The organism is Streptomyces sp. Isolate_45 (genome assembly GCF_024721315.2).
GTDB lineage: Bacteria > Actinomycetota > Actinomycetes > Streptomycetales > Streptomycetaceae > Streptomyces.
The window spans coordinates 1-24917 of sequence record NZ_JANFAK020000036.1 but is presented as its reverse complement, the minus strand read 5'-3'; the positions used below and the strand labels follow the sequence as shown (position 1 = coordinate 24917).

General features: G+C 72.3%; 24 protein-coding genes and 1 pseudogene. 23 read left to right on the top strand and 2 right to left on the bottom strand.

Annotated features, from left to right (window positions below; all coding sequences use genetic code 11):
- Window positions 1–286: 286 nt before the first annotated feature.
- From NOD94_RS14525 to ftsH, 5 genes are all read left to right on the top strand, one after another.
- Entirely contained in the window at window positions 287–1630 is a 1344-nt protein-coding gene (locus NOD94_RS14525; RefSeq protein ID WP_281206319.1) for an ammonium transporter, read from the top strand.
- The gene (locus NOD94_RS14520) at window positions 1627–1965 is read left to right on the top strand and encodes a P-II family nitrogen regulator (protein WP_281206318.1); all 339 of its coding nucleotides are present in this window, start codon (window positions 1627–1629) and stop codon (window positions 1963–1965) included. The genes NOD94_RS14525 and NOD94_RS14520 overlap by 4 nt, the downstream gene beginning before the upstream one ends.
- Before the next feature lie 17 nt (window positions 1966–1982).
- Complete coding sequence (locus tag NOD94_RS14515) at window positions 1983–4424, top strand: [protein-PII] uridylyltransferase (RefSeq protein WP_281206317.1); 2442 nt, start codon at window positions 1983–1985, stop codon at window positions 4422–4424.
- A gap of 218 nt (window positions 4425–4642) precedes the next feature.
- Window positions 4643–6217: a signal recognition particle protein gene (gene ffh / locus NOD94_RS14510; protein WP_281206316.1), complete on the top strand. Its 1575-nt coding sequence runs from the start codon at window positions 4643–4645 to the stop codon at window positions 6215–6217.
- Between the two features lie 257 nt (window positions 6218–6474).
- Window positions 6475–8328: an ATP-dependent zinc metalloprotease FtsH gene (gene ftsH, locus NOD94_RS14505; protein WP_281206351.1), complete on the top strand. Its 1854-nt coding sequence runs from the start codon at window positions 6475–6477 to the stop codon at window positions 8326–8328.
- Window positions 8329–8379: 51 nt separating this feature from the next.
- On the opposite strand, the gene NOD94_RS14500 is transcribed toward ftsH, so the two are convergent.
- On the bottom strand, window positions 8380–9060 hold the full coding sequence (locus NOD94_RS14500; protein ID WP_281206315.1) for a methyltransferase type 11: 681 nt from the start codon (window positions 9058–9060) through the stop codon (window positions 8380–8382).
- A 131-nt stretch (window positions 9061–9191) separates the two neighbouring features.
- Between NOD94_RS14500 and proS the strand changes: the two genes are divergently transcribed.
- The 18 genes and pseudogenes from proS to NOD94_RS14410 all read left to right on the top strand — a co-directional run bounded on the left by proS (window position 9192) and on the right by NOD94_RS14410 (window position 24025).
- Window positions 9192–10604: a proline--tRNA ligase gene (gene proS / locus NOD94_RS14495; protein WP_281206314.1), complete on the top strand. Its 1413-nt coding sequence runs from the start codon at window positions 9192–9194 to the stop codon at window positions 10602–10604.
- Window positions 10605–10808: 204 nt separating this feature from the next.
- On the top strand, window positions 10809–11408 hold the full coding sequence (locus tag NOD94_RS14490) for a hypothetical protein (RefSeq protein WP_281206313.1): 600 nt from the start codon (window positions 10809–10811) through the stop codon (window positions 11406–11408).
- Between the two features lie 205 nt (window positions 11409–11613).
- Window positions 11614–12054, top strand: coding sequence for a 30S ribosomal protein S16 (gene rpsP, locus NOD94_RS14485; protein ID WP_281206312.1), 441 nt, complete (start codon window positions 11614–11616; stop codon window positions 12052–12054).
- A gap of 2 nt (window positions 12055–12056) precedes the next feature.
- Entirely contained in the window at window positions 12057–12296 is a 240-nt protein-coding gene (locus NOD94_RS14480) for an RNA-binding protein (RefSeq protein WP_030011889.1), read from the top strand.
- 166 nt (window positions 12297–12462) lie between these two features.
- The gene (gene rimM / locus NOD94_RS14475) at window positions 12463–13068 is read left to right on the top strand and encodes a ribosome maturation factor RimM (RefSeq protein ID WP_281206311.1); all 606 of its coding nucleotides are present in this window, start codon (window positions 12463–12465) and stop codon (window positions 13066–13068) included.
- Window positions 13068–13889 carry a tRNA (guanosine(37)-N1)-methyltransferase TrmD gene (gene trmD / locus NOD94_RS14470; protein ID WP_281206310.1) on the top strand — a complete coding sequence of 274 codons (822 nt, stop codon included), beginning with the start codon at window positions 13068–13070 and terminating at the stop codon, window positions 13887–13889. Before rimM ends, trmD begins: the two co-directional genes overlap by 1 nt.
- A 133-nt stretch (window positions 13890–14022) precedes the next feature.
- Window positions 14023–14373 (top strand): 50S ribosomal protein L19, encoded by a 351-nt coding sequence (gene rplS / locus NOD94_RS14465; RefSeq protein ID WP_030227407.1) that lies wholly within the window; start codon window positions 14023–14025, stop codon window positions 14371–14373.
- 44 nt (window positions 14374–14417) lie between these two features.
- Window positions 14418–15155 (top strand): signal peptidase I, encoded by a 738-nt coding sequence (gene lepB, locus NOD94_RS14460; protein ID WP_281206309.1) that lies wholly within the window; start codon window positions 14418–14420, stop codon window positions 15153–15155.
- Window positions 15156–15489: 334 nt separating this feature from the next.
- Window positions 15490–16402 (top strand): annotated as a pseudogene (lepB, locus tag NOD94_RS14455) (signal peptidase I); the annotation flags it as partial.
- Complete coding sequence (gene lepB, locus NOD94_RS14450) at window positions 16356–17252, top strand: signal peptidase I (RefSeq protein WP_281206308.1); 897 nt, start codon at window positions 16356–16358, stop codon at window positions 17250–17252. The pseudogene lepB (NOD94_RS14455) and the gene lepB (NOD94_RS14450), both read left to right, overlap by 47 nt.
- A gap of 44 nt (window positions 17253–17296) precedes the next feature.
- Entirely contained in the window at window positions 17297–18079 is a 783-nt protein-coding gene (gene lepB, locus NOD94_RS14445) for a signal peptidase I (RefSeq protein ID WP_281206350.1), read from the top strand.
- On the top strand, window positions 18069–18596 hold the full coding sequence (locus tag NOD94_RS14440) for an NUDIX hydrolase (protein ID WP_281206307.1): 528 nt from the start codon (window positions 18069–18071) through the stop codon (window positions 18594–18596). Before lepB (NOD94_RS14445) ends, NOD94_RS14440 begins: the two co-directional genes overlap by 11 nt.
- 55 nt (window positions 18597–18651) lie before the next feature.
- Window positions 18652–18960 (top strand): DUF2469 domain-containing protein, encoded by a 309-nt coding sequence (locus tag NOD94_RS14435; RefSeq protein WP_281206306.1) that lies wholly within the window; start codon window positions 18652–18654, stop codon window positions 18958–18960.
- A gap of 209 nt (window positions 18961–19169) precedes the next feature.
- Entirely contained in the window at window positions 19170–19541 is a 372-nt protein-coding gene (locus NOD94_RS14430) for a YraN family protein (protein ID WP_281206305.1), read from the top strand.
- Window positions 19541–21166, top strand: a complete 1626-nt coding sequence (locus NOD94_RS14425; RefSeq protein WP_281206304.1) for a YifB family Mg chelatase-like AAA ATPase — start codon at window positions 19541–19543, stop codon at window positions 21164–21166. The genes NOD94_RS14430 and NOD94_RS14425 overlap by 1 nt, the downstream gene beginning before the upstream one ends.
- Window positions 21163–22350: a DNA-processing protein DprA gene (gene dprA / locus NOD94_RS14420; protein ID WP_281206303.1), complete on the top strand. Its 1188-nt coding sequence runs from the start codon at window positions 21163–21165 to the stop codon at window positions 22348–22350. Before NOD94_RS14425 ends, dprA begins: the two co-directional genes overlap by 4 nt.
- 209 nt (window positions 22351–22559) lie before the next feature.
- Window positions 22560–23396, top strand: a complete 837-nt coding sequence (gene whiG / locus NOD94_RS14415; RefSeq protein WP_281206302.1) for an RNA polymerase sigma factor WhiG — start codon at window positions 22560–22562, stop codon at window positions 23394–23396.
- 71 nt (window positions 23397–23467) lie between these two features.
- Complete coding sequence (locus NOD94_RS14410) at window positions 23468–24025, top strand: TetR/AcrR family transcriptional regulator (protein WP_281206349.1); 558 nt, start codon at window positions 23468–23470, stop codon at window positions 24023–24025.
- Between the two features lie 137 nt (window positions 24026–24162).
- On the opposite strand, the gene NOD94_RS14405 is transcribed toward NOD94_RS14410, so the two are convergent.
- Window positions 24163–24882: a M23 family metallopeptidase gene (locus NOD94_RS14405; protein WP_281206348.1), complete on the bottom strand. Its 720-nt coding sequence runs from the start codon at window positions 24880–24882 to the stop codon at window positions 24163–24165.
- Between the last annotated feature and the right edge of the window lie 35 nt (window positions 24883–24917).

The window sequence follows — 24917 nt, the reverse complement described above, 5'->3', positions numbered from 1 at the left end:
AAGGCCCCGGCCGCGGCAGTCACCCCGTGAAGCCCGATCAGGCTCCCCCGGCCAGGTCTCCCGGGTCACCGCCGCGGCCGGCCCCTCACCATGATCCGTTCATGGGCGCGTAACACGCCCGACCTCTTCGTCATCGGGGCGAAACACCCAGCGGCGCCGCCGGAAACCGGCCTGCGCGAATCTCAGGGCCAATAACCGGCCGGCCCCCAACCGACCGGCACCCTTAACGCCGCTCAGGTTTTCACGATCGCCCGCACGCGAACGTACCGACGACGAGGAGACGCCGATGGCATCAGCCATCACGACCCTCGCGGCAGACGCCCCGACGCTGTCTGCCGCGAACACCGGGTTCATGCTCATCTGCTCCGCCCTGGTCATGCTGATGACCCCGGGACTCGCCTTCTTCTACGGAGGCATGGTCCGCGTCAAGAGCAGCCTCAACATGCTGATGATGAGCTTCATCAGCCTCGGGATCGTCACGATCCTGTGGGTCCTCTACGGCTTCAGCCTCGCCTTCGGCACCGACCACGGCTCCCTCATCGGCTGGAACTCCGACTACGTCGGCCTCAGCGGCATCGGGATCACCGAGCTCTGGGACGGCTACACCATCCCCGTGTACGTCTTCGCCGTCTTCCAGCTGATGTTCGCCGTCATCACCCCGGCCCTCATCAGCGGCGCCCTCGCCGACCGCGTCAAGTTCAGCGCCTGGGTGCTGTTCACCGCCCTGTGGGTCACCGTCGTCTACTTCCCCGTCGCCCACTGGGTGTGGGGCGCAGGCGGCTGGCTCTTCGAACTCGGCGTCATCGACTTCGCGGGCGGCACCGCCGTCCACATCAACGCGGGCGCCGCCGCCCTCGGCGTCATCCTCGTCATCGGCAAGCGCGTCGGCTTCAAGAAGGACCCGATGCGCCCGCACAGCCTCCCCCTCGTGATGCTCGGCGCCGGCCTGCTGTGGTTCGGCTGGTTCGGCTTCAACGCCGGATCCTGGCTCGGCAACGACGACGGCGTCGGCGCCGTCATGTTCGTCAACACCCAGGTCGCCACCGCCGCCGCCATGCTCGCCTGGCTCGCCTACGAGAAGCTGCGCCACGGCTCCTTCACCACCCTCGGCGCCGCCTCCGGCGCGGTCGCCGGCCTCGTCGCCATCACCCCCGCCGGTGGATCCGTCAGCCCCCTCGGCGCGATCGCCGTCGGCGCCATCGCCGGTGTCCTGTGCGCCATGGCCGTCGGCCTCAAGTACAAGTTCGGCTACGACGACTCCCTCGACGTGGTCGGCGTCCACCTCGTCGGCGGCATCGCGGGCTCCCTCCTCGTCGGCTTCTTCGCCACGGGCGGGGTGCAGTCCGACGCGGCGGGCCTCTTCTACGGCGGCGGCCTCGAACAGCTCGGCAAGCAGGCCATCGGAGTCTTCGCCGTCCTCGCCTACTCTCTCGTCGCATCGGCGATCCTCGCCCTCCTCCTCGACAAGACGATGGGGATGCGGGTCAGCGAGGACGTCGAGGTCTCCGGCATCGACCAGGTCGAGCACGCAGAGACCGCCTACGACTTCAGCGGAGCCGGCGGCGGAGCGGCCACGCGCACCGCCCCCGCACCCGCCACCGCCGCAGCGAGCAAGAAGGTAGACGCATGAAGCTGATCACCGCGATCGTCAAGCCGTACAAGCTGGACGAGATCAAGGAAGCCCTCCAGGCGTTCGGGGTCCAGGGGCTCACCGTCTCCGAGGCCAGCGGGTACGGACGCCAGCGCGGCCACACCGAGGTCTACCGGGGCGCCGAGTACACCGTGGACCTCGTACCCAAGATCCGCGTCGAGGTGCTCGTCGAGGACACCGACGCCGAGGAACTGATCGACCTCATCGTGCGCGTCGCCGCCACCGGCAAGATCGGCGACGGCAAGGTGTGGAGCGTCCCCGTGGACTCGGTCGTCCGGGTCCGCACCGGCGAGCGCGGCGCCGACGCGCTCTAGCTGACAGGAGCTCCTGGGTGACGAGCGTCGAACCGACCACGACCGGTCCGGACAACGATCCGCGCGACGCGGGACCCAGCGGCTACGCCGCGGCCCGGCTGCGACTCCTCCAGGAGGAGTCGCGGTCCGGGCCGTCCCGGCGTTCCGCCCTGTCCGGCCTGACCGACGAATGGCTGAACGCCCTGTTCGCCACGGCCGCACGCGAGACCGGGGTACGCGGTGCCTCCCTCGTCGCCGTCGGCGGCTACGGGCGGGGGGAACTGTCCCCGCGCAGCGACCTCGACCTGCTGCTGCTCCACGACGGCAAGGCGCCACCACGGGCGCTCGCCGCCCTCGCCGACCGGCTCTGGTACCCGGTGTGGGACCTCGGCCTGGCCCTGGACCACTCGGTGCGCACCCCGGGGGAGGCCCGCCGGACCGCCGCCGAGGACCTCAAGGTGCACCTCGGACTGCTCGACGCCCGGCCCGTCGCCGGGGACGCCGGACTGCTCGCCGGCCTGCGGACCTCGGTCCTCGCCGACTGGCGCAACCAGGCCGCCAAACGGCTCCCGCAACTGCACGCCCTGTGCCGTGACCGGGCCGACCGGGCGGGGGAGCTGCGCTTCCTGCTGGAGCCCGACCTGAAGGAGGCGCGCGGCGGACTCCGCGACGCCACGGCGCTGCGGGCCGTGGCCGCGTCCTGGCTGGCCGACGCCCCGCGCGAGGGACTGGCCGAAGCCAGGCGCCGACTGCTGGACGCGCGGGACGCCCTGCACCTGGTGACGGGCCGGGCGACCGACCGGCTCGCCCTCCAGGAACAGGAACAGGTCGCCGCCCGGCTCGGCCTGATGGACTCCGACGCCCTGCTCCGCGAGGTGTACGAGGCCGCACGGGTCATCGCCTACGCGGGCGACGTCACCTGGCGCGAGGTCGGACGGGTCCTACGGGCCCGCGCCGCCCGGCCGCGCCTGCGCGGACTGCTGGGGACACGGGGGGCCCCGGCAGTCGAGCGCGCACCCCTGGCCGAAGGGGTCGTCGAGTCCGACGGGGAGGCCGTACTGGCACTGGCCGCCCGGCCCGACCGGGACCCCGTACTGCCCCTGCGGTTCGGTGCGGCGGCCGCGCAGGCCGGACTGCCCGTCTCCCTGCACGCCGTACGCCGCCTCGCGGCCCAGGCCAAACCACTGCCGGTGCCCTGGCCGGCGGAGGCGCGCGAACAGCTCGTGACCCTGCTGGGCGCGGGCGAGCCGACCGTCGGCGTGTGGGAGGCACTGGAGGCCGAGGGACTGATCACCCGGCTGCTCCCCGACTGGGAACGGGTGCGGTGCAGGCCACAGCGCAACCCGGTGCACACCTGGACGGTGGACCGGCACCTGATCGAGACGGCGGTACGGGCCTCCGCCCTGACCCGCCGGGTCGGCCGCCCCGACCTGCTGCTCATGGCCGCCCTGCTGCACGACATCGGCAAGGGCTGGCCCGGGGACCACTCGGTGGCCGGCGAGACCATCGCCCGCGACATGGCCGTCCGGGTGGGCTTCGACACCGAGGACGCCGCCGTACTGGCCGTCCTCGTACGCCACCACCTGCTGCTCATCGACACCGCGACCCGGCGCGACCTGGACGACCCGGCCACCGTCCGCTCCGTCGCGGCGGCCCTGGGCTCGCTCGGCACGCTGGAGATCCTGCACGCCCTGACCGAGGCCGACGCCCTCGCTACGGGCCCCGCCGCCTGGAGCACCTGGCGGGGTTCCCTGGTGGCCGACCTCGTGGAGCGGGTCGCCGCCGTCCTGCGCGGCGCGCCACCGGCCGTCACCGAGCCGGAGATCCCGAGCACCGAACAGGAACGCCTGGCGGTGGAGGCCCTGCGCACCGGGGAACCGGTGCTGGCCCTGCACGCCCGCGAGGAGGAGGACGAGGCGGTCGGGGTCGAACTGGTCCTCGCCGTGCCCGATCAGCCCGGCGTGCTCCCGGCCGCCGCCGGGGTCCTGGCGCTGCACCGGTTGACCGTACGGGCGGCGGACCTGCGCTCCCTGGAGCTTCCGGACCTGCCCGGCGAGGTCCTGGTGCTGCGCTGGCGGGTGGCCGCGGAGTACGGGGCGCTGCCCCAGGCGGCCCGGCTGCGGACCGACCTGATCCGGGCGCTGGACGGCACGCTCGACGTGCCGGCGAAGCTCGCGGACCGCGAGGCGGCCTACCCGCGGCGGCGGGGCGTCGTACCACCGCCGCCGCGGGTCACGGTCGTGCCGGACGTCTCCTCGCTGGCCACCGTCCTGGAGGTGCGGGCCCCCGACGCGGTGGGGCTGCTGCACCGCATCGGCCGGGCCCTGGAGACGGCCGGGGTCCGGGTGCGCAGCGCGCACGTCTCCACCCTGGGCGCCAACGCCGTGGACACCGTCTACGTCGTCGACGCCGACGGCAAGCCCCTGACCGGGGCGGACGCCGCCGCCCTGGCCGCGTCGGCGCAGGCCGCGCTGACGTAGGCCGCTCGCGCTCCGGACTCCCGCCGCCCGTCCCTCCCCGTACACCGTTTCCCGTTCACCGTCCGGCTCCCCGGACGGTGAACGGGAACGGACGGGGGAGGAAAGGGGCGGGACGGGGAAGGGGAAAGGCAATGGCGCCCGCAGGGCCGGGCAGGCGGCGCGGCCCGATACCCTGGGGGACGACCACCACGCCCCCGACCCGAGGAATCGCGACCACCGTGTTCGATACGCTTTCCGACCGCCTCAGCGCGACCTTCAAGTCCCTCCGGGGCAAAGGCCGCCTCTCCGAGCAGGACATCGACGCTGCGGCGCGGGAAATCCGTATCGCCCTCCTTGAGGCCGACGTCGCGCTCCCCGTGGTCCGCTCCTTCATCGCGAACGTCAAGGAAAGGGCCCGTGGCGAGGAGGTCAGCAAGGCGCTGAACCCCGGCCAGCAGGTCCTGAAGATCGTCAACGACGAGCTGGTGGGCATCCTCGGTGGTGAGACCCGCCGTCTGCGGTTCGCCAAGACCGCACCCACCGTGATCATGCTCGCGGGCCTCCAGGGTGCCGGTAAGACCACCCTCGCCGGAAAGCTCGGCCTCTGGCTGAAGGGGCAGGGCCACTCCCCGCTCCTCGTGGCGTGCGACCTCCAGCGCCCCAACGCCGTCAACCAGCTCTCCGTCGTCGCCGAGCGCGCGGGCGTCGCGGTCTACGCGCCCCAGCCGGGCAACGGCGTCGGCGACCCGGTCCAGGTCGCGAAGGACTCCGTCGAGTACGCGCGCACCAAGCAGTTCGACATCGTGATCGTCGACACCGCCGGCCGCCTCGGCATCGACCAGGAGCTGATGCGGCAGGCCGCGGACATCCGCGACGCCGTCAGCCCGGACGAGATCCTCTTCGTCGTCGACGCGATGATCGGTCAGGACGCGGTCAACACCGCCGAGGCCTTCCGCGACGGCGTCGGCTTCGACGGCGTGGTGCTCTCCAAGCTCGACGGCGACGCCCGCGGTGGTGCCGCGCTCTCCATCGCGCACGTCACGGGCAAGCAGATCATGTTCGCCTCGAACGGCGAGAAGCTCGACGAGTTCGACGCCTTCCACCCGGACCGCATGGCGGGCCGGATCCTCGACATGGGTGACATGCTCACCCTCATCGAGCAGGCCGAGAAGACCTTCTCGCAGGCCGAGGCCGAGAAGATGGCGGCCAAGCTCGCCAAGGGCCCCAAGGAGTTCACGCTCGACGACTTCCTGGCCCAGATGGAGCAGGTCCGCAAGATGGGGTCCATCTCCAAGCTCCTCGGCATGCTGCCGGGCATGGGTCAGATCAAGGACCAGATCAACAACATCGACGAGCGCGACGTCGACCGCACGGCCGCGATCATCAAGTCGATGACCCCGGCCGAGCGCCACGACCCGCACATCATCAACGGCTCCCGCCGCGCCCGCATCGCCAAGGGCTCCGGCGTCGAGGTCAGCGCCGTCAAGAGCCTCGTCGAGCGGTTCTTCGAGGCCCGCAAGATGATGTCCCGCATGGCCCAGGGCGGCGGCATGCCCGGAATGCCGGGCATCCCGGGCATGGGTGGCGGCCCCGGCCGGCAGAAGAAGCAGGTCAAGCAGGCCAAGGGCAAGCGCAAGAGCGGCAACCCGATGAAGCGCAAGGAAGAGGAGGCCGCTGCCGCGGCCCGGCGCGAGCAGGGTCCCCAGGCGGACGAGCCGGCCGCGGCCGGCAACCCGTTCGGGCTCCCCGCGGGCGGCGGCCAGGCCGGCCAGGACTTCGACCTGCCGGACGAGTTCAAGAAGTTCATGAAGTAGGGCGTACGCCACGCATGTCGGGGAGGGCCCCGGCCGGAGGTGACCGAGGAGGTCACCCGGCCGGGGCCCTCCCTTTTCCCGGGGGTCCCCACCGGGTGACCTGCGGGGGCGATGATCACGTTTGTCCCTTATCGTCGGCCGGGAGGACGGCATAAGGAGGCCCCGTGCCCAGCCCCACCCCCGTACCACCGCGCGACCGGGCCGACACGCCCTGGCGTTCGGAGGGCGCACCGCCCTCCCCGCCGCCCCGGAAGAAGATGCCCGGCGGCTGGCGCGGACTGATCCTCGCCGCCCTGATCGTCTACCTCATCACCAACGTCGTCCTGTCGTTCTTCAACGAGGGCGACGAGCCGGTCATCTCCTACACGGAGTTCAGCAAGCAGGTGACCAACGGCAACGTCTCGAAGATCTACTCCAAGGGCGACGCCATCCAGGGCCAACTCAAGGCGAAACAGCCGCTGCCCGACGGGGACAAGGGCGACTACACCAAATTCGTCACGCAGCGCCCCGCCTTCGCCGACGACGCCCTGTGGGCCGACCTCACCAAGCAGAACGTGACCGTGACCGCCTCACCGGTCGTCGTCCAGCGCAGCTTCCTCGCCAACCTCCTGATCTCCCTCGCCCCGATGCTGCTGCTGGTCCTGCTCTGGGTGCTCATCGCCCGCCGGATGGGCGCCGCGATGGGCGGAGCGGGCGGACTCGGCCGCAAGGCACCGCCCAAACCGGTGGAACTGGAGGGAGCGCAGCGCACCACCTTCGAGGACGTGGCGGGCATCGACGAGGTCGAGGGCGAACTCAACGACGTCGTCGACTTCCTCAAGAACCCCCAGCAGTACCGGAGGATGGGCGCCCGGATGCCCGGCGGCGTCCTGCTCTCCGGCCCTCCCGGCACCGGAAAGACCCTGCTGGCCCGGGCGGTCGCCGGAGAGGCGGGGGTGCCCTTCTTCTCCGCCTCCGCCTCCGAGTTCATCGAGATGATCGTCGGCGTCGGCGCCTCCCGGGTCCGCGAACTCTTCGCCGAGGCCCGCAAGGTGGCCCCCGCGATCATCTTCATCGACGAGATCGACACCATCGGCCGGGCCCGGGGCGCGGGCGCGGGCATGGGCGGCCACGACGAACGCGAACAGACCCTGAACCAGATCCTCACCGAGATGGACGGGTTCTCCGGCTCGGAGGGCGTCGTCGTCCTCGCCGCCACCAACCGGGCCGACGTCCTCGACCCCGCCCTGACCCGCCCCGGCCGCTTCGACCGGACCGTGGTCGTCTCCCCGCCCGACCGCCCGGGCCGCGAGGCCATCCTGCGCATCCACACCCGGGACATCCCGCTCGCCCCGGACGTGGACCTCGACCGGGTGGCCCGCAGCACCCCGGGCATGACCGGCGCCGAACTGGCCAACCTCGCCAACGAGGGCGCGCTGCTCGCCGTCAAACGCGGCCAGGAGGCGGTGACCGCGGCCGACCTCTCCGACGCGCTGGAGAAGGTCCAGCTGGGCGCCGAGCGCTCCCTGGTCATGCCGGAGGAGGAGCGCCGCCGCACGGCCTACCACGAGAGCGGACACGCCCTCCTGGGCATGCTCCAGCCCGGCGCCGACCCCGTCCGCAAGATCACCATCGTCCCGCGCGGCCGCGCGCTCGGCGTCACGCTGTCCACTCCGGACGCCGACCGCTACGCCTTCACCGAGGAGTACCTCCGCGGTCGCATCATCGGGGCCCTCGGCGGCATGGCGGCCGAGCACGTCGTCTACGACGTCATCACCACGGGCTCGGAGAGCGACCTCGAACAGGTCACCAACATCGCCCGCGGCATGGCCGGGCGCTGGGGCATGAGCGAACGCGTCGGCCGGCTCACCGCCATCCCCTCCGACGGCCAGAGCCCCTACGGACTCGCCGCCGCCCCCGCCACCCTCGACACGGTCGACCACGAGATGCGGCGGATCGTCGACGAGTGCTACGAGGACGCCTGCCGCCTGCTGCGCGAGCACCGCCCACAGCTCGACGACCTCGCGCGGGCCCTGCTGGCCGCCGAAACCCTCGACGAGGCGGCGGCGTACGCGGCCGCCGGCGTCCCGCGGCTCACCAAGGACCACGGCCCGGCCGATGACGCCGACTGACCGGATCCGGTTCCCGCTCCCCGGACGGGAGCCGGAACCGGAACGGTCGCGTTAGGCCACGCGGGCGACGACGTACCGGAAGATGTTCGGCAGCCAGACGGCGCCGTCGCCCCGCTCGAAGGGGTGAAGAGCCTCCGACAGCTCCTTCTCCGCGAGCGCCGGATCGGCCGCGCCGTCGTACAGCCCCGTCGACAGCAGACCGCGCACCGCGCTGTCCACGTCCGCGTACCCGAAGGGGCAGAACACCCGCCCCGAGCCGTCCGGCACCAGCCCGGCCCCCGCCGCCATCGTGTCCAGGTCCCGCCCCACCGGTCCGCCGCCCAGCACCGCGGGCACCGTGCACCGCTCCGGCGGACCCCAGTCGGCCAGCACCACGGCACCGCCCCGCCGGACCCCGGGCAGGGCCGTGGCCAGCGCTCCCGGGGACGGTGAGAAGGCCAGCAGGACGTCGTACGGCCGTTCCTCGGGCACCGGGGGATCCGCCACCACCTCCAGCAGTCGTTCCCGGGCCAGTGCCCGGCGGGCCGGATCCGCCTCCACACCCGTGGCCGCGGCACCCCGCCCCGCGGCCAGCAGCAGGGGCAGCCCCGCCCCACAGCCGAGGCCCAGCAGCCGGTCACCCGGCCCGACCTCCAGCCGGTCGTAGACCGCCTCGTAGAGCGGTACCAGCATCCGTTCCTGGATCTCAGCCCAGTCCCGGGCGACGAGCGTCGCCGTCGGCGTCGGTGTCATCGAAAGAGCGCTCCTGATTCCGTATCGCCCCCTTGCCCCCGTTGCCAGGGAACTCCCCATTCGCCCCCGCGTCCAGAGGAGCGCGCCACCCGATTCACGCTCGGCGCGCGCGGCGCCGTACCATTCGCGCCATGGCAAAGGCACCCGTTCTCACCCCGCAGGCGGAGGATTTCCCCCGCTGGTACCAGGATCTGATCAACAAGGCCGAGCTGGCCGACAACGGTCCGGTCCGCGGCACCATGGTCATCCGACCGTACGGCTACGGCCTGTGGGAGCGGATGCAGCAGGAGATGGACGCGCGGATCAAGGACGCGGGCGCCCAGAACGCCTACTTCCCGCTCTTCATCCCGCAGTCCTACCTGACGAAGGAAGCGGAGCACGTCGAGGGCTTCGCCCCCGAGCTCGCGGTCGTCACGCACGGCGGCGGCAAGGAGCTCGACGAGCCGGTCGTCGTCCGGCCGACCTCCGAGACGATCATCAACGACTACTTCTCCAAGTGGGTCCAGAGCTACCGCGACCTGCCCCTGCTGATCAACCAGTGGGCCAACGTGGTCCGCTGGGAGATGCGCCCCCGCGTGTTCCTCCGTACGAGCGAGTTCCTCTGGCAGGAGGGCCACACGGCCCACGCCACCTACGAGGACGCCCGCGACTACGCGGCGCGGATCCACACCGACGTCTACGGCGACTTCATGAAGAACGTCCTCGCCATCGACGTCGTCCTCGGCCGCAAGACCGCCAAGGAGCGCTTCGCCGGAGCCATCAACACCCTCACCCTCGAAGGCATGATGGGTGACGGCAAGGCCCTCCAGCTGGGCACCAGCCACGAGCTCGGCACCAACTTCGCCAAGGCCTTCAACACGCAGTACCTGTCGAAGGAAGGCAAGCAGGAGCTCGTCTGGCAGACCTCCTGGGGCGTTTCCACCCGCATGGTCGGCGGCCTGATCATGTCCCACGGCGACGACAACGGCCTGCGGGTCCCGCCGCGCCTCGCGCACGTCCAGGTCGTCGTCATGGCGATCAAGGGCGACGAGGCCGTGACCAAGGTCCGCGAGCTGGGCGCCCAGCTCAAGGCCGCCGGACTGCGGGTGTTCGTCGACGACCGCGTCGACACCCCCTTCGGTCGCCGCGCCGTGGACTGGGAGCTCAAGGGCGTACCGGTCCGCATCGAGATCGGCCCCCGCGACCTGGAGGCCGGCACCGCGATGCTGGCCCGCCGCATCCCGGGCGGCAAGACCCCGGTGCAGATCGACGCGCTCGCCGACCTGCTGCCCAAGGTCCTGGACGAGGACCAGGCGCAGCTGCTGCGCGAGTCCCGGGAGCGCCGCGAGTCCCGCACGTCGGACGTCGCGACCATCGAGGAGGCCGCCGAGGCCGCCATCGCCGGTGGCTGGGCGCGCATCCCGTGGGCCGACCTGGGCCCCGAGGGTGAGGCCAAGCTGGCCGAGCAGGCCGTCTCCGTGCGCTGTCTGATCGCCCCGGACGGGTCGGTTCCGGCGACGGACGACGCCCCGGGTACGCTCGCCATCGTCGCGCGCTCGTACTGAGTTCCAGAGCCACGCCCCCGGCGTGCGGCTTCGGCCGCGCACCGGGGGCGTGGCCGTTCGTGGTCCTCGTTACGTACCGACTCCTCCTGAGATCGACGCACCCGTCCTCCTCCGGACGCATGAGGCTGAACTGACTGGTACGTGCAAAAAATTTGGAATGGCCCGGAATCGGAACACCGGGGCACCCCGGCTCGTTGTCACGACGTGAGCACGACACCACCTGTTCTCGCCGCAGAGCTGGCGCAGGCGTGGGCCGACATTCAGCGGTACCACCCCGAGCTGCCTGACCTTGCCGCGCCCGAGTCCCTGATCGGAGAGTCCTCGTCCGCCTGCGGCGCCGAGCTCTCCTTCGAGCGACTGCTGCACGAGGCAGTCCACGGCATCGCAGCCGCCCGCGGAGTCCGGGACACCTCCCGGGCCGGCCGCTACCACAACCGCAGATTCCTCGCGATCGCCGAGGAGATGGGGCTGGACCACTCCGAGGAACCGCACGCCAGTAGCGGCTTCTCCCTGGTCTCGCTCAATCCCGAGGCGAAGAAGCGCTACCGCCCCACCATCGAGCGGCTCCAGCGCGCCCTCAAGGCCCACACGGTCGCCACCGCGGCCGACACCAAGCGCAGCTTCCGCGGCCCCGCCGCCCGCCACGGCTCCTCCGGTGGCGGAGTACGGGTCAAGGCGGTCTGCGACTGCGGGCGCAACGTACGCGTGGTCCCGTCGGTGCTGGCCCAGGCGCCGATCGTGTGCGGCGGCTGCATGAAGCCGTTCCGCATCCCGGACGTGGTCGTCACCGCGGCCGCCTCGTAGCGGCCCGGGGCGGTTCCGGGCCGGGTCGGCGCGCCTCTCGCGGGCGAGCGTGCCGCAGGCGTATGGCACAATGGCTAGCTGTACTCGACAGTCGCATAGGACCCCTCTCTCCTCCGGCTGACGCGTCCATCGGGCACCCGAGTACCGCAACCCCACGTGGCATCTCATGTGCCCAACCACGTCAAGTTCAGGAGACACCACTCCAGTGGCAGTCAAGATCAAGCTCAAGCGCCTCGGCAAGATTCGCCAGCCGCACTACCGCATCGTCGTCGCCGACGCCCGTACCCGTCGGGACGGTCGCGCGATCGAAGAGATCGGTATCTACCACCCGACCTACAACCCGTCGCGCATCGAGGTCAACGCCGAGCGTGCGCAGTACTGGCTGTCGGTCGGCGCCCAGCCCACCGAGGCTGTGCTCGCCATCCTGAAGCTGACCGGTGACTGGCAGGCGCACAAGGGCCTCCCGGCCCCCGCGCCGCTGCTGCAGCCGGAGACCAAGGAAAGCAAGCGTCGCACCTTCGACGAGTTCGCCAAGGCCCTCGAGGGCATCGGCGAGACCAAGGGCGAGGCCATCACGCAGAAGGCCAAGAAGGCCGACAAGAAGGCGGACGAGGCTGAGGCCGCCGCCGAGTCGACCGAGGCCTGATCATGCTCGAGGAGGCTCTTGAGCACCTCGTGAAGGGCATTGTGGACAACCCCGACGAAGTGCAGGTCGCCTCGCGCAACCTGCGTCGCGGGCAGGTGCTCGAGGTCCGGGTCCACCCGGATGACCTCGGTAAGGTGATCGGCCGCAACGGCCGCACCGCACGTGCCCTGCGTACCGTCGTGGGTGCCATCGGCGGACGGGGAATCCGCGTCGACCTCGTCGACGTGGACCAGGTCCGCTGAGTAGTTGAACCACCGGCACGGGCCGGGGAGGGCGTTCGTCGCCCACCCCGGCCCGAGTCGTTTCCGCCCTCGGGCGGAGTCACCATTGACCTGAGAAGCCACGACGGAGAGGTACACCTCCGCGGGAGCGGCGGCGGGTCGGCCGCGCAAGGGAGAAGGACACACAGTGGAGCTGGTAGTCGCGCGGATCGGCCGCGCCCACGGGATCAAGGGTGAGGTCACCGTCGAGGTGCGGACCGACGAGCCCGAGCTGCGGCTCGGGCCGGGCGCCGTCCTGCGGACCGAACCGGCGTCGGCGGGTCCGCTGACCATCGAGACGGGGCGGGTCCACAGCGGCCGGCTCCTCCTCCGCTTCGCCGGCGTCAAGGACCGCACCGGAGCCGAGGCGCTGCGCAACATCCTCCTCATCGCCGAGGTCGACCCGGCGGAACTGCCGGACGAGCCCGACGAGTACTACGACCACCAGCTGATGGACCTGGACGTGGTGCTCGCCGACGGAACCCCGATCGGCCGCATCACCGAGATCTCCCACCTGCCCTCGCAGGACCTCTTCATCGTCGAGCGCCCCGACGGGACCGAGGTGATGATCCCCTTCGTCGAGGAGATCGTCGCCGAGATCGACCTGGAGGAGCAGCGCTGTGTCATCACCCCGCCGCCCGGGCTGATCGACGACCGCGCCGAGATCGCCTCCGCGCGTGACGCCGAGGGCGACGCGAGCGCCGAGGGCGACGCGAAGGTCGAGGGCGACGCGAAGGCCGAGGGCACCGCCTGATGCGGCTGGACGTCGTCACGATCTTTCCCGAGTACCTCGAACCGCTGAACGTCTCCCTCGTCGGCAAGGCGCGGGCCCGCGGACAGCTCGACGTGCACGTCCACGACCTGCGGGACTGGACGTACGACCGGCACAACACGGTCGACGACACCCCGTACGGCGGCGGCCCCGGCATGGTCATGAAGACCGACCCGTGGGGCGAGGCCCTCGACGCGGCACTGGCCGACGGCTACGAGTCCGGGGCACACGGCCCGGTCCTGGTCGTCCCCACCCCCAGCGGTCGGCCCTTCACCCAGGAACTGGCCGTCGAGTTGTCCGAGCGCCCCTGGCTGATCTTCACGCCGGCCCGGTACGAGGGCATCGACCGCCGCGTCATGGACGAGTACGCGACCCGCCTGCCGGTCTACGAGGTCTCCATCGGCGACTACGTACTGGCCGGCGGCGAGGCCGCCGTCCTGGTCGTCACCGAGGCAGTGGCCCGGCTGCTGCCCGGAGTGCTGGGCAACGCCGAATCGCACCGGGACGACTCCTTCGCCCCCGGCGAGATGGCCAACCTGCTGGAAGGCCCCGTCTACACGAAGCCCCCGGAGTGGCGCGGACGCGGCATCCCCGAGGTGCTGCTCAGCGGTCACCACGGGAAGATCGCCCGCTGGCGCCGGGACGAGGCGTTCCGCCGTACCGCGCGGAACCGCCCGGACCTGATCGAGCGCTGCGAGGCCACCGCCTTCGACAAGAAGGACCGCGAGATCCTGAGCATCCTGGGCTGGAAGCCGACCGCCGACGGCCGATTTTGGCGCAGGCCCGCCGCCGTGGAAGAATAGGCGGCTGTTGTGTGCTCGCGGGCGCCCCTGCCACAGGGGGACCGTCGTCGGCGACGTGACACGACTCCCGAATTCTCTACGGAAATCCGCACCGGCGACCTGTGGCGTCGTGCGAAGAAAGCAGACGAACTCCATGTCTCACCTGCTCGATGGCGTCAACGCCGCCTCGCTGCGCACCGACGTCCCGGCCTTCCGCCCGGGTGACACGATCAACGTGCACGTCCGCGTGATCGAGGGCAACCGCTCCCGTATCCAGCAGTTCAAGGGTGTAGTCATCCGTCGCCAGGGCTCTGGCGTCTCCGAGACCTTCACCGTCCGCAAGGTCTCCTTCAGCGTCGGCGTGGAGCGCACCTTCCCGGTCCACTCCCCGATCTTCGAGAAGATCGAGCTCGTCACCCGCGGTGACGTGCGTCGCGCCAAGCTGTACTTCCTCCGTGAGCTCCGCGGCAAGGCCGCGAAGATCAAGGAGAAGCGCGACCGCTGATCTCCGCTCCGGATCCAGTGGGCGGCCGGATAGGCTCGCCTGCGATGGACACCGAAGCAGATCTCACACAACGCGGCCACTCCGCCCCCGAGAAGGGGGCGGAGGGGTCGCGTTCTGTGTTTTCGGGGGTGCCGGCCTGGCGGCGGGCCGGGGTGCTCGGCGTGATCTGCGCGGTCTTCCTGCTGCTGCTCGGGAACTTCGTCGTACAGCCCTTCCTGATTCCGAGCCACTCGATGGAACCGACGCTCCGGGTCGGCGACCGGCTCCTGGTCAACAAGCTGGCGTACCGGTTCGGCGACGGCCCGCGGCGCGGGGACGTGGTGGTCTTCGACGGCACCGGGTCCTTCGTGAGGGAACGGGCCGAGGGCAACCCGGTCGGCGAGGTCCTGCGCGGCGCCGGATCGGCGCTCGGGCTGGTCCAGCCGCCCGACACCGACTTCGTGAAGCGGGTCGTGGGCGTCGGAGGGGACGACGTGGTGTGCTGCGACGCGGGCGGCCGGATCCAGGTCAACGGCGTCCCGCTCGACGAGCCGTACCTCTTTCCCGGCGACACCCCCTCGAAGGTGCCCTTCCGCATCGTCGTGCCACTGGGCACCCTGTGGGTGATGGGTGACCACCGGTCCCAGTCCCGGGACTCGCGCGACCACCTCGGTGAGCCGGGCGGGGGGATGGTGCCGGTGGAGAAGGTGATCGGGCGGGCCGACTGGATCGGCTGGCCGGTCTCGCGCTGGGGTTCCGTGGCGGGCGCCGGCGACGGGCCGGGCGGTGGCCCGCATGGGTAGCCGGGGGCGCCCGAAGGGCGGACGCAAGCCGGGATCCCGGTCGCAGGGACCCGCGGAGACCCCCTCCGGACGTACGGCCCGCAAGCCCAAGCGCCCTTCCGGACGTACGGACTTCGGCGCGTGGCGCGGCATCGGCATGGAAGCGGACGCCGCGGCGCGGCCAGACGCCGGAGCACGGCCGGGCGCGGAGTCGCGCTCGGACCGGGTGGGCGCCGCGGGGGCGGAGGCGGGATCCGGGCGGAGGTCGGACCCCGGTCCGGGATCCGGTCCGGGTTCCGGTTCGGGTTCGGGCTCCGGTCCGGGCGAGGGCGGAAGCCGGGCGGAGCGGCGCCGGGTGGCGCGCCGGGTCCGGCGGCGCCGGCGTACCCGGCGGGTGGGCGAGCTGCCGCTGCTGGTGGTGGTCGCGCTGTGCATCGCCCTGGTGCTCAAGACGTTCCTGGTGCAGGCCTTCTTCATCCCGTCCGGTTCGATGGAACAGACGATCCGGATCGGCGACCGCGTCCTCGTGGACAAGCTGACGCCGTGGTTCGGCTCCGAGGTCGAGCGCGGGGACGTCGTCGTCTTCGAGGACCCGGGCGGCTGGCTCAAGGGAGAGGCGGCCCGTCCGCCCAAGGACCCGGCCGGGATCAAGCAGATCAAGGAGACCCTGACCTTCATCGGCCTGCTGCCCTCCGCCGACGAGCAGGACCTGATCAAGCGGGTCATCGGCGTGGGCGGCGACACCGTGAAGTGCTGCGACGACCGGGGCCGCGTGACCGTCAACGGCGCGCCGCTCGATGAGCCGTACGTGTCACCGGGCAACGCGCCCTCGGAGATCCGCTTCGAGGTGAAGGTCCCGGCCGGGCGGCTGTTCGTCATGGGCGATCACCGGGCCAACTCGGCCGACTCCCGGTTCCACCTGGACGAGGCGTTCGAAGGCACGATCGACGAGGAGAAGGTGGTCGGGGAGGCCGTGGTGATCGCCTGGCCCTTCGATCACTGGCGCAGGCTGGAGCAGCCGGCGACCTTCCTCACCGTGCCCGACCAGGCCCGGCGCGGGCGGCGGCGCGGGCCGGGCGGGCGCCGTGGGGGCACGGCGTTCGCATAGTGTGTCCTTGGTCTCCCGCGCCTTAGGGAACTCCCGCTCGTTAAGGGAGGGGAGGGCCCGTTTTCCCATTGGAGCGGGCCGCGATTCTCGATTGAGGAGTGGATGTGGGGGATGTGGCGGTAGGCGCACGATCCGGACGCGACGAGGGCGAGGAGCGGCCGGACGACGCCGTCGAGCGCGAGACCGAGGAGGACGCCGCCGAGGAGAGCCCGCAGCGTTCCTTCTGGAAGGAGCTGCCGCTCCTGATCGGTATCGCCCTGCTGCTGGCCCTGCTGATCAAGACGTTCCTGGTCCAGGCGTTCTCGATCCCGTCCGACTCGATGCAGAACACGCTGCAGCGGGGCGACCGGGTCCTGGTGGACAAGCTGACCCCGTGGTTCGGTTCGGAGCCCGAGCGCGGCGAGGTCGTCGTCTTCCACGACCCCGCGGACTGGCTGTCCGACCAGCCCACGCCGGAGCCGAACCTCGCGCAGAAGGCCCTCAGCTGGATCGGCCTCATGCCGTCCGCCGAGGAGAAGGACCTGATCAAGCGGACCATCGCCATCGGCGGGGACACGGTCTCGTGCAAGAAGGGGGGACCGGTCGTCGTCAACGGCAAGGAACTCGACGAGCCGTACATCTTCCCCGGCAACACCCCGTGCGACGACGCCCCCTTCGGGCCCATCAAGGTGCCCAAGGACAAGATCTGGGTGATGGGCGACCACCGGCAGAACTCCCGGGACTCCCGCTGGCACATGCAGGACTCCACCCAGGGCTTCGTACCGGTCGACAAGGTCGTCGGGCGCGCCGTGGTCGTCGCCTGGCCGGTCACCCGCTGGTCCACGCTGCCGATCCCGGACACCTTCGACCAGCCCGGCATCGGCAACCAGGCCGCGGCGACCGCGCTCGGCCTCGGAGCCGCCGGACCGGCGCCCGTCGGGCTCGGCCCGGCCGCCCTCGGGCTCACCGGGGCCGTGCCGCTCGTCCTGTGGCGCCGGCGGAGGCTGACCAAGGGCCGTACCGCCCGGTAGGGTGCCGCCCAGGTCGACGATCTCCGAGGTGTGGGGGCGCTGCAATGGGCGGAACGCAGGCGAGCGGTACACGTATACGTGGTGGCAAGGATGGCCGCGGCGGTCTCGGCAACACATTGTCGGGACTGGCCGTGGCCATCGGTTTTGTGCTCTTCCTCGGAGGTTTCGTCTGGGGCGCGATCGTGTACCAGCCGTACACCGTGCCGACGGACTCGATGGTCCCGACGGTCAACCCCGGCAACCGGGTGCTCGCCCAGCGGATCGACGGCGCCGAGGTGAGGCGCGGGGACGTGGTCGTCTTCAAGGACGCCCAGTGGAGCGACTCGCCCATGGTCAAGCGGGTCGTCGCGGTCGGCGGCGACACCGTGTCCTGCTGCGGCAAGGGCGGCCGGCTGACCGTGAACGGCAAGGAGCTGGACGAGGACTACCTGGCCCCCGCGCAGCCCGACCCGGCGGCCGTGGCCGCCGGGACGGCATCGGGGACGCCGTTCGAGGTGAAGGTGCCCGAGGGCAACCTCTTCCTGCTGGGCGACCGGCGGGGGGCCTCCCTGGACTCCAGGGCCCACCTCACGGAGGCCGGACAGGGGACCGTGCCCCGCTCCGCGGTGACGGCCCGGGTCGACGCGCTGGCGTGGCCGTCGATGAGGATGCTGGACCCGGCCCGCACCTACGCCGACCTGCCCGGAGGCATCTCGCAGCCGGGGCCGCTGCTGCTCCAGGTGACCGCGGTGGCGGCCGGAGCGGTGCTGGTGGTGCTGGGAGCCGCGTACGGGCCGCTCGCACGGCTTCGGGGGCGCGGCCGGCGGGAGCGTTCCGGTGGCCGCTGACCCGGCCGGTGCGGGGTCGGGCGCGGGGGCGGGGCGGGAGCCCCGGAAGGTGTCCCGGGTGGTCCTGCTGGATCCCGCGGACCGGATCCTGCTGCTCCACGGCTTCGAACCCGGGGACCCCTCCGACGACTGGTGGTTCACCCCCGGCGGCGGGCTGGAGGGGACCGAGACCAGGGAGGAGGCCGCACTGCGGGAGCTCGCCGAGGAGACCGGGATCACCGAGGTGGACCTGGGGCCGGTGCTGTGGCGCCGGTACTGCGCCTTCCCCTTCGACGGGCGGCGCTGGGAGCAGGACGAGTGGTACTTCCTCGCCCGCACCGCCCGGACCGAGACCGTGCTGGACGGCCTCACCGAGCTGGAACGGCGCAGCGTCACGGGAGCGAGGTGGTGGACCTCCGAGGAACTGCTGTCGGCGCGTGAGACGGTGTACCCGACCAGACTCGCCGAGCTGCTCCGCACACTGCTCGACGACGGCCCTCCGGGTGCTCCGGTGGTCCTGGCCCCGGAAATCGTTTAGGGGCGCGGGGTGCCGGCGCACAATAGGGGGACGCACGGCTGAAGGGGAACATGCCATGAGTGCCGAGGACCTCGAGAAGTACGAGACCGAGATGGAGCTGAAGCTCTATCGGGAGTACCGCGACGTCGTCGGGCTGTTCAAGTACGTGATCGAAACCGAACGTCGGTTCTACCTCACCAACGACTACGAGATGCAGGTGCACTCGGTCCAGGGGGAGGTCTTCTTCGAGGTCTCGATGGCGGACGCCTGGGTCTGGGACATGTACCGGCCGGCCCGCTTCGTCAAGCAGGTCAGGGTGCTGACCTTCAAGGACGTGAACATCGAGGAGCTCAACAAGACCGACCTGGAGCTGCCGGGCGCCTGATCGGGGGTTGGCGGTCCCGCCCGGGCGGTTGGTCGGCCGGGCGGTCGGACGGGGCGGGGCGGGGGTCCGGATCCGGGGCCTTCGGGTTTCGGCGGGGCGAAATGGTTCCCCCGGGGGAGTGAGGGGGTTTTCCACAACCGTCCGCTTGTCCACCAAGATCCACACGGTGGGCGGGGACGCGGGATCTTCGGTGCCGGAGGTGGTGCCGGATGAACGCGAAGGGCGTGGCACAACAGGCATTGGGGCGGTACGGGGAGGACCTCGCCGCGCGGGCGCTGACCCGGGCGGGGATGACCGTGATCGCACGGAACTGGCGCTGCCGGGGCGGCGAGGTCGACATCGTCGCGCGGGACGGGGACGCCCTGGTCGTGTGCGAGGTCAAGACGCGGCGCGTGGGGAACTTCGAACACCCCTTGGCCGCCGTTCGGGCGGCCAAGGCCGCGCGACTGCGCCGGCTCGCCGAGCGTTGGCTGGCCGACCACGGGGGGCCGCCGCCCGGCGGCGTACGGATCGACCTCGTCGCGGTGCTGCTGCCGCAGCGTGGTGCGCCCGTGGTGGAACACGTGCGGGGGGTGGCCTGATGGGGTTCGCCCGAGCCTGCTCCGTGGCCCTCGTGGGTGTCGAGGGCGTGGTCGTGGAGGTTCAGGCCGACCTGGAGCCGGGGGTCGCGGCGTTCACGCTCGTGGGGCTCCCCGACAAGACACTGGTGGAGAGCCGGGACCGGGTGCGGGCCGCCGTGGTGAACTCCGGTGCCCAGTGGCCGCAGAAGAAGCTCACCGTCGGGCTCAGCCCGGCGTCCGTCCCGAAGGCGGGGGCCCATTTCGACCTCGCCGTCGCCGTGGCGGTCCTCGGTGCCGCCGAGGTGATCGACCCCGCAGTGATCGCCGACCTCGTCCTCATCGGGGAGCTCGGTCTCGACGGCCGGGTCCGTCCCGTCCGCGGCATCCTGCCGGCGGTGCTCGCCGCCGCCGAGGCCGGGTACCGGCAGGTGGTGGTGCCGCAGCAGTGCGCCGCGGAGGCCTGCCTCGTCCCGGACGTGTCGGTGCTGGGAGTGCGCAGCCTGCGGCAACTGATCGCGGTGCTGACCGACGCGGAACCGCCCGACGAGGAGCCGCCCGACCGGGCGGGGCGGCCCGACGCCATGCTCGCGGGCCTCGCCCTCCCCGGCGCCGGGCTCGGTACGGGCCTCTCCCGGAGCGCGGGCGACACCGGGGACCACCCGGACCTCGCCGACGTCGCCGGGCAGCACGGAGCCCGCCGCGCCCTGGAAGTCGCGGCCGCCGGTGGCCACCACCTGTTCCTGAGCGGGCCCCCGGGCGCGGGGAAGACGATGCTGGCCGAGCGGATCCCCTGGATCATCCCGCCCCTCACCCGGCAGGACTCCCTGGAGGTGACCGCCGTCCACTCGGTCGCGGGAATCCTGCCGCCCGGGGAACCCCTCGTCGGCAGGGCCCCGTACTGCGCCCCGCACCACTCCGCGACCATGCAGTCCCTCGTCGGAGGTGGGGCGGGGATCCCCCGACCCGGGGCGGTGTCCCTGGCCCACCGGGGCGTCCTGTTCCTGGACGAGGCCGCCGAGTTCAGCGCCAAGGCCCTCGACGCCCTGCGCCAGCCCCTGGAGGCGGGGCACGTGGTCATCGCCAGGGCCGCCGGAGTGGTGCGGTTACCGGCCAGGTTCCTGATGGTGCTCGCGGCCAACCCCTGCCCCTGTGGGCGGCACACGGTGCTCGGGTCCGGCTGCGAATGTCCCCCCTCGCTGGTCCGGCGCTACCAGGCGCGGCTGTCCGGACCCCTCCTCGACCGGGTGGACCTGCGCGTTCAGGTGGAGCCGGTCACCCGCTCGGACCTCCTCGGCCGCGGCGGCAGGGGCGAGACCAGTGCGGCCGTCGCCGACCGGGTCCGGGAAGCCCGCGAGCGGGCCTCCGCACGGCTCACCGACACGCCCTGGAAGCTCAACAGCGAAGTCCCCGGGTACGAGTTGCGCACCCGCTGGCCCGCCGGACCGGGCGCCCTGGCGGCGGCCGAGCGGGACATGGAGCGCGGGCTGCTCACCGCCCGGGGGCTGGACCGGGTGCTGCGGGTCGCCTGGACCGTGGCCGACCTACGGGGACGGGACCGCCCCGACGCGTTGGACGCGGCCGTGGCGCTGGAGCTGCGCACCGGGATCGCCCGTGGCGCGGCGCTCGCCGAGGGGGTGACGTCGTGACCGCCGCCGGGCCCGACGGGCCGGACGCGGAAACGCTGGCCCGGGCCGCGCTGACCCGGGTGCTGGAGCCCGGGGACGAGCGGGGCGGGCGCTGGCTCCGGGACAGGGGCGCCGTCGGGCTGATGCGGCTGCTGACCGGCCCGGCGCCGGAGGCGGCGGTCCTGACCGGCGTCGGGCCCGAACGGCTCGCGGGATACCGGGGCCGGGCCGTCGCCGCCGACCCCCGGCGGGACCTCGCCGAGGCCGCGGCGGCCGACTGCAGGTTCGTCCGCCCCGGCTCCCCGGAGTGGCCGACCCAGCTCGACGACCTCGGAGACGCGCGCCCCGTCGGCCTGTGGCTGCGCGGCAGGCCCAACCTGCGCACCTGGGCCCTGCGTTCGGTCGCCGTCGTAGGGGCCCGCGCCTGCACCCCGTACGGAGCCCACATGGCGCAGAACCTCGCCGCGGGGCTCGCGGAACGCGGTTGGGTCGTGGTGTCCGGCGCGGCGTACGGGATCGACGCGGCGGCCCACCGCGGCGCGCTCGCCGCGGGAGGCGCCACCGCGGCGGTGCTGGCGTGCGGGGTGGACGTGGCCTACCCGCGCGGCCATGCCGGGCTGCTCGGTCGGATCAGCGGCCAGGGTCTCGTCCTCGGCGAACTGCCGCCGGGCAGCCACCCCACGCCGAGCAGGTTCGTATTGCGCAACCGCGTCATCGCCGCCCTCACCCGGGGCACTGTCGTCGTGGAGGCGGCGCACCGCAGCGGCTCCCTGGTCACGGCCCGGCGGGCCCAGCAGCTCGGCCGCCTGACCATGGGCGTCCCCGGTCCCGCGACCAGCGGGCTGTCGGGCGGTGTGCACGAACTCCTGCGCGGCGAGGGGCTGCTGGTGACGGATGCCGCCGAGGTCGTCGAACTCGTCGGCGCCATCGGGGAGCTGGCACCCGAGCGGCGCGGCCCGGTACTAGCCCGAGACCTCCTGGACCGGGACACCGTACGGGTGCTCGAAGCCCTGCCTGCCGGCCGGCCCGCGGACCTCGACGCGATCTCCCTCGCAGCGGGCGTCGGTACCGATGAAGTCATCGGCAGACTGTACGAACTTCACTCCCTGGGGTTCGTCGAACGGCAGGGCGACGCCTGGCAGTTGACCAGGCAGGGGCCGGGAGCGGGCGTGCAATCGGGAGCCGCCCGGCGAGGCGGTCGTTGACCTGGGGCGTTCCGGTGAAAGAGTGACGGCGATGAGAGACGCGGTCTTCCCGGTGGCAACCGCCGGGGCCGAGCGCCAGGCGCCGGTCCCGGGTGGCCCGCGCGAGTCCGGGCGCCCCGACGGCCCCGCGCCATCCCGTACTCTTCGCGCACCGCGACACTTCCGTCACGCTACGCTCCCAAGGAATCCCGCTCCGGCAAAGGCGAAGCATGCCCCAGCACACCTCAGGGTCCGACCGCGCTGCGGTGCCCCCCGCTGCTCGTGGCAGCGTGCGGTCCACCGCGCCCTCGTCCCTGGAGGTCCTCTGGCGCTCATACAAGGACTCGGGTGACGAGCGCCTGAGGGAGCAGCTGATCCTGCACTATTCGCCGTTGGTGAAGTACGTGGCGGGTCGGGTCAGCGTGGGCCTGCCGCCCAACGTGGAGCAGGCCGACTTCGTCTCGTCCGGGGTCTTCGGTCTGATCGACGCGATCGAGAAGTTCGACATCGAGCGTTCCATCAAGTTCGAGACGTACGCGATCACCCGGATTCGCGGCGCGATGATCGACGAACTGCGCGCGCTGGACTGGATCCCGCGTTCCGTGCGGCAGAAGGCGCGGGCGGTGGAGCGCGCGTACGCCACGCTGGAGGCACAACTGCGGCGCACCCCCACCGAGATCGAGGTCGCCGCGGAGATGGGCATCGCGGTGGAGGAACTCCACACGGTGTTCAGCCAGTTGTCCCTGGCCAACGTGGTGGCCCTGGAGGAGTTGCTGCACGTCGGGGGCGAGGGCGGTGACCGGCTCTCACTGATGGACACCCTGGAGGACCACGCCGCCGACAACCCGGTCGCGGTGGCCGAGGACCGGGAGTTGCGGCGGCTGCTCGCGCGCGCCATCAACACCCTGCCGGAGCGTGAGAAGACGGTGGTGACCCTCTACTACTACGAGGGCCTCACGCTCGCCGAGATCGGCAACGTGCTGGGCGTCACCGAGAGCCGGGTCAGCCAGATCCACACCAAATCGGTCCTCCAGCTGCGCGCGAAGCTGGCCGATGTCGGCCGCTGAGCCGATCGGCCCGTGATGACCCCGCGGAACCTCCGTAGAGTGGTCACGTGCCCAGGATTCGAGCGGCCTCCGTGGCCGAGCACCGGTCGATGCAGCGCGGCGCCCTGTTGGACGCCGCGCGCTCCCTGCTGTCCGAAGGCGGGACGGAGGCGCTGACCTTCCCCGCCCTCGCGGAACGCACCGGCCTCGCCCGGTCCTCCGTGTACGAGTACTTCCGGTCGCGCGCGGCTGTCGTCGAAGAGCTGTGCGCCGTGGACTTCCCCGTCTGGGCCGCCGAGATCGAAGCCGCGATGGAGGCGGCGCAGACGCCGGAGGCGAAGATCGAGGCGTACGTGCGCAGCCAGCTGGGGCTGGTCGGGGACCGGCGGCACCGGGCGGTGGTGGCGATCTCCGCGAGCGAGCTCGACGCGGGCGCGCGGGAGAAGATCCGCGCCGCGCACGGCGGCCTGGTGGCGATGATCGTCGAGGCCCTGGCGGCGCTGGGGCAGAACGAGCCGCGACTGGCCGCGATGCTGCTGCAGGGCGTCGTCGACGCGGCAGTCCGCCGGATCGAGCTCGGCGCCGCGGAGGACCCGGTCGTGGTCACGGATGCGGCTGTCGCCATGGCCCTGCGGGGCGTGAGCGGCTGACGGCCCGGACAGGGTTCCTCACCGTCCCGCCGGTTCGGGCCGGGGATCCCGGCCCGTGGTCCGGATGCGTCGTTCCGGGCCGAGGCCTCCGATCCGCCATCGTGATCCGCCGGCAGGAGGTGGGGTCCTGGCCGTGACTAGGCGTGGACCGGGCGGCTAAGGCCAGGTCCGGTCCGCAGTGCCGCGGCCCCGGCTCGCCGGGGTCGGGAGCCGGGTCCTGTTCGCCGTGTCGCTCGCCGTGTCGACCGAGGTCGGCTCCCACCGGGGGTTCTCGGCCGCGTTCCGGGGCCCTCGGTCGGCAACGCGGTGCGGGCGCGAAGCCCCGACCACCGGTCGGCGGTCCGCGTAGTCATGGCGAACCCGTGTCGGTCGGTGCCGGAGAGGGAGAAGGCGCTGCCGCCGTCGGCTCCGAGGTATCCGCCGGACCCGGCGGCCGAGGCGGTGCGCGGTGCGGCCGTGGCGGTGTCGTCCGGGGTCGTCGGGCCTTGTGCGGTCGGGAGCAGTCGGGGGGTCGGGCGGGGAAGCAGGGTGAGCGGGTTGCGGTACAGGTCCTCGCCCGCGAGCAGGCCCCAGTGGAGGCAAGGGGTCGCGCAGTGGGAGCCCGCCGCGAGGACGGCCACGACCTGGCCCGCTTCCACCGTCTCGCCTTCCGCGACCAAAGGCCGGACCGGCTCGTAGGTGGTGCGCAGGCCGCCCGGGAGGGTCAGCGAGAGCACCCCGCGGCCGGCCACCGGCCCCGCGTGGTGGACCCGCCCCGGGCCGACGGCGCGCAGCTCCGCGCCGACCGGGGCGGACAGGTCGACGCCCCGGTGCCCGGCCGCGTACGGGGTCGGCGGTGGGTCCCACCAGCGCGCCACGGCCAGCGGCGCCGGCAGGGGGCGGCCCCCCGGGG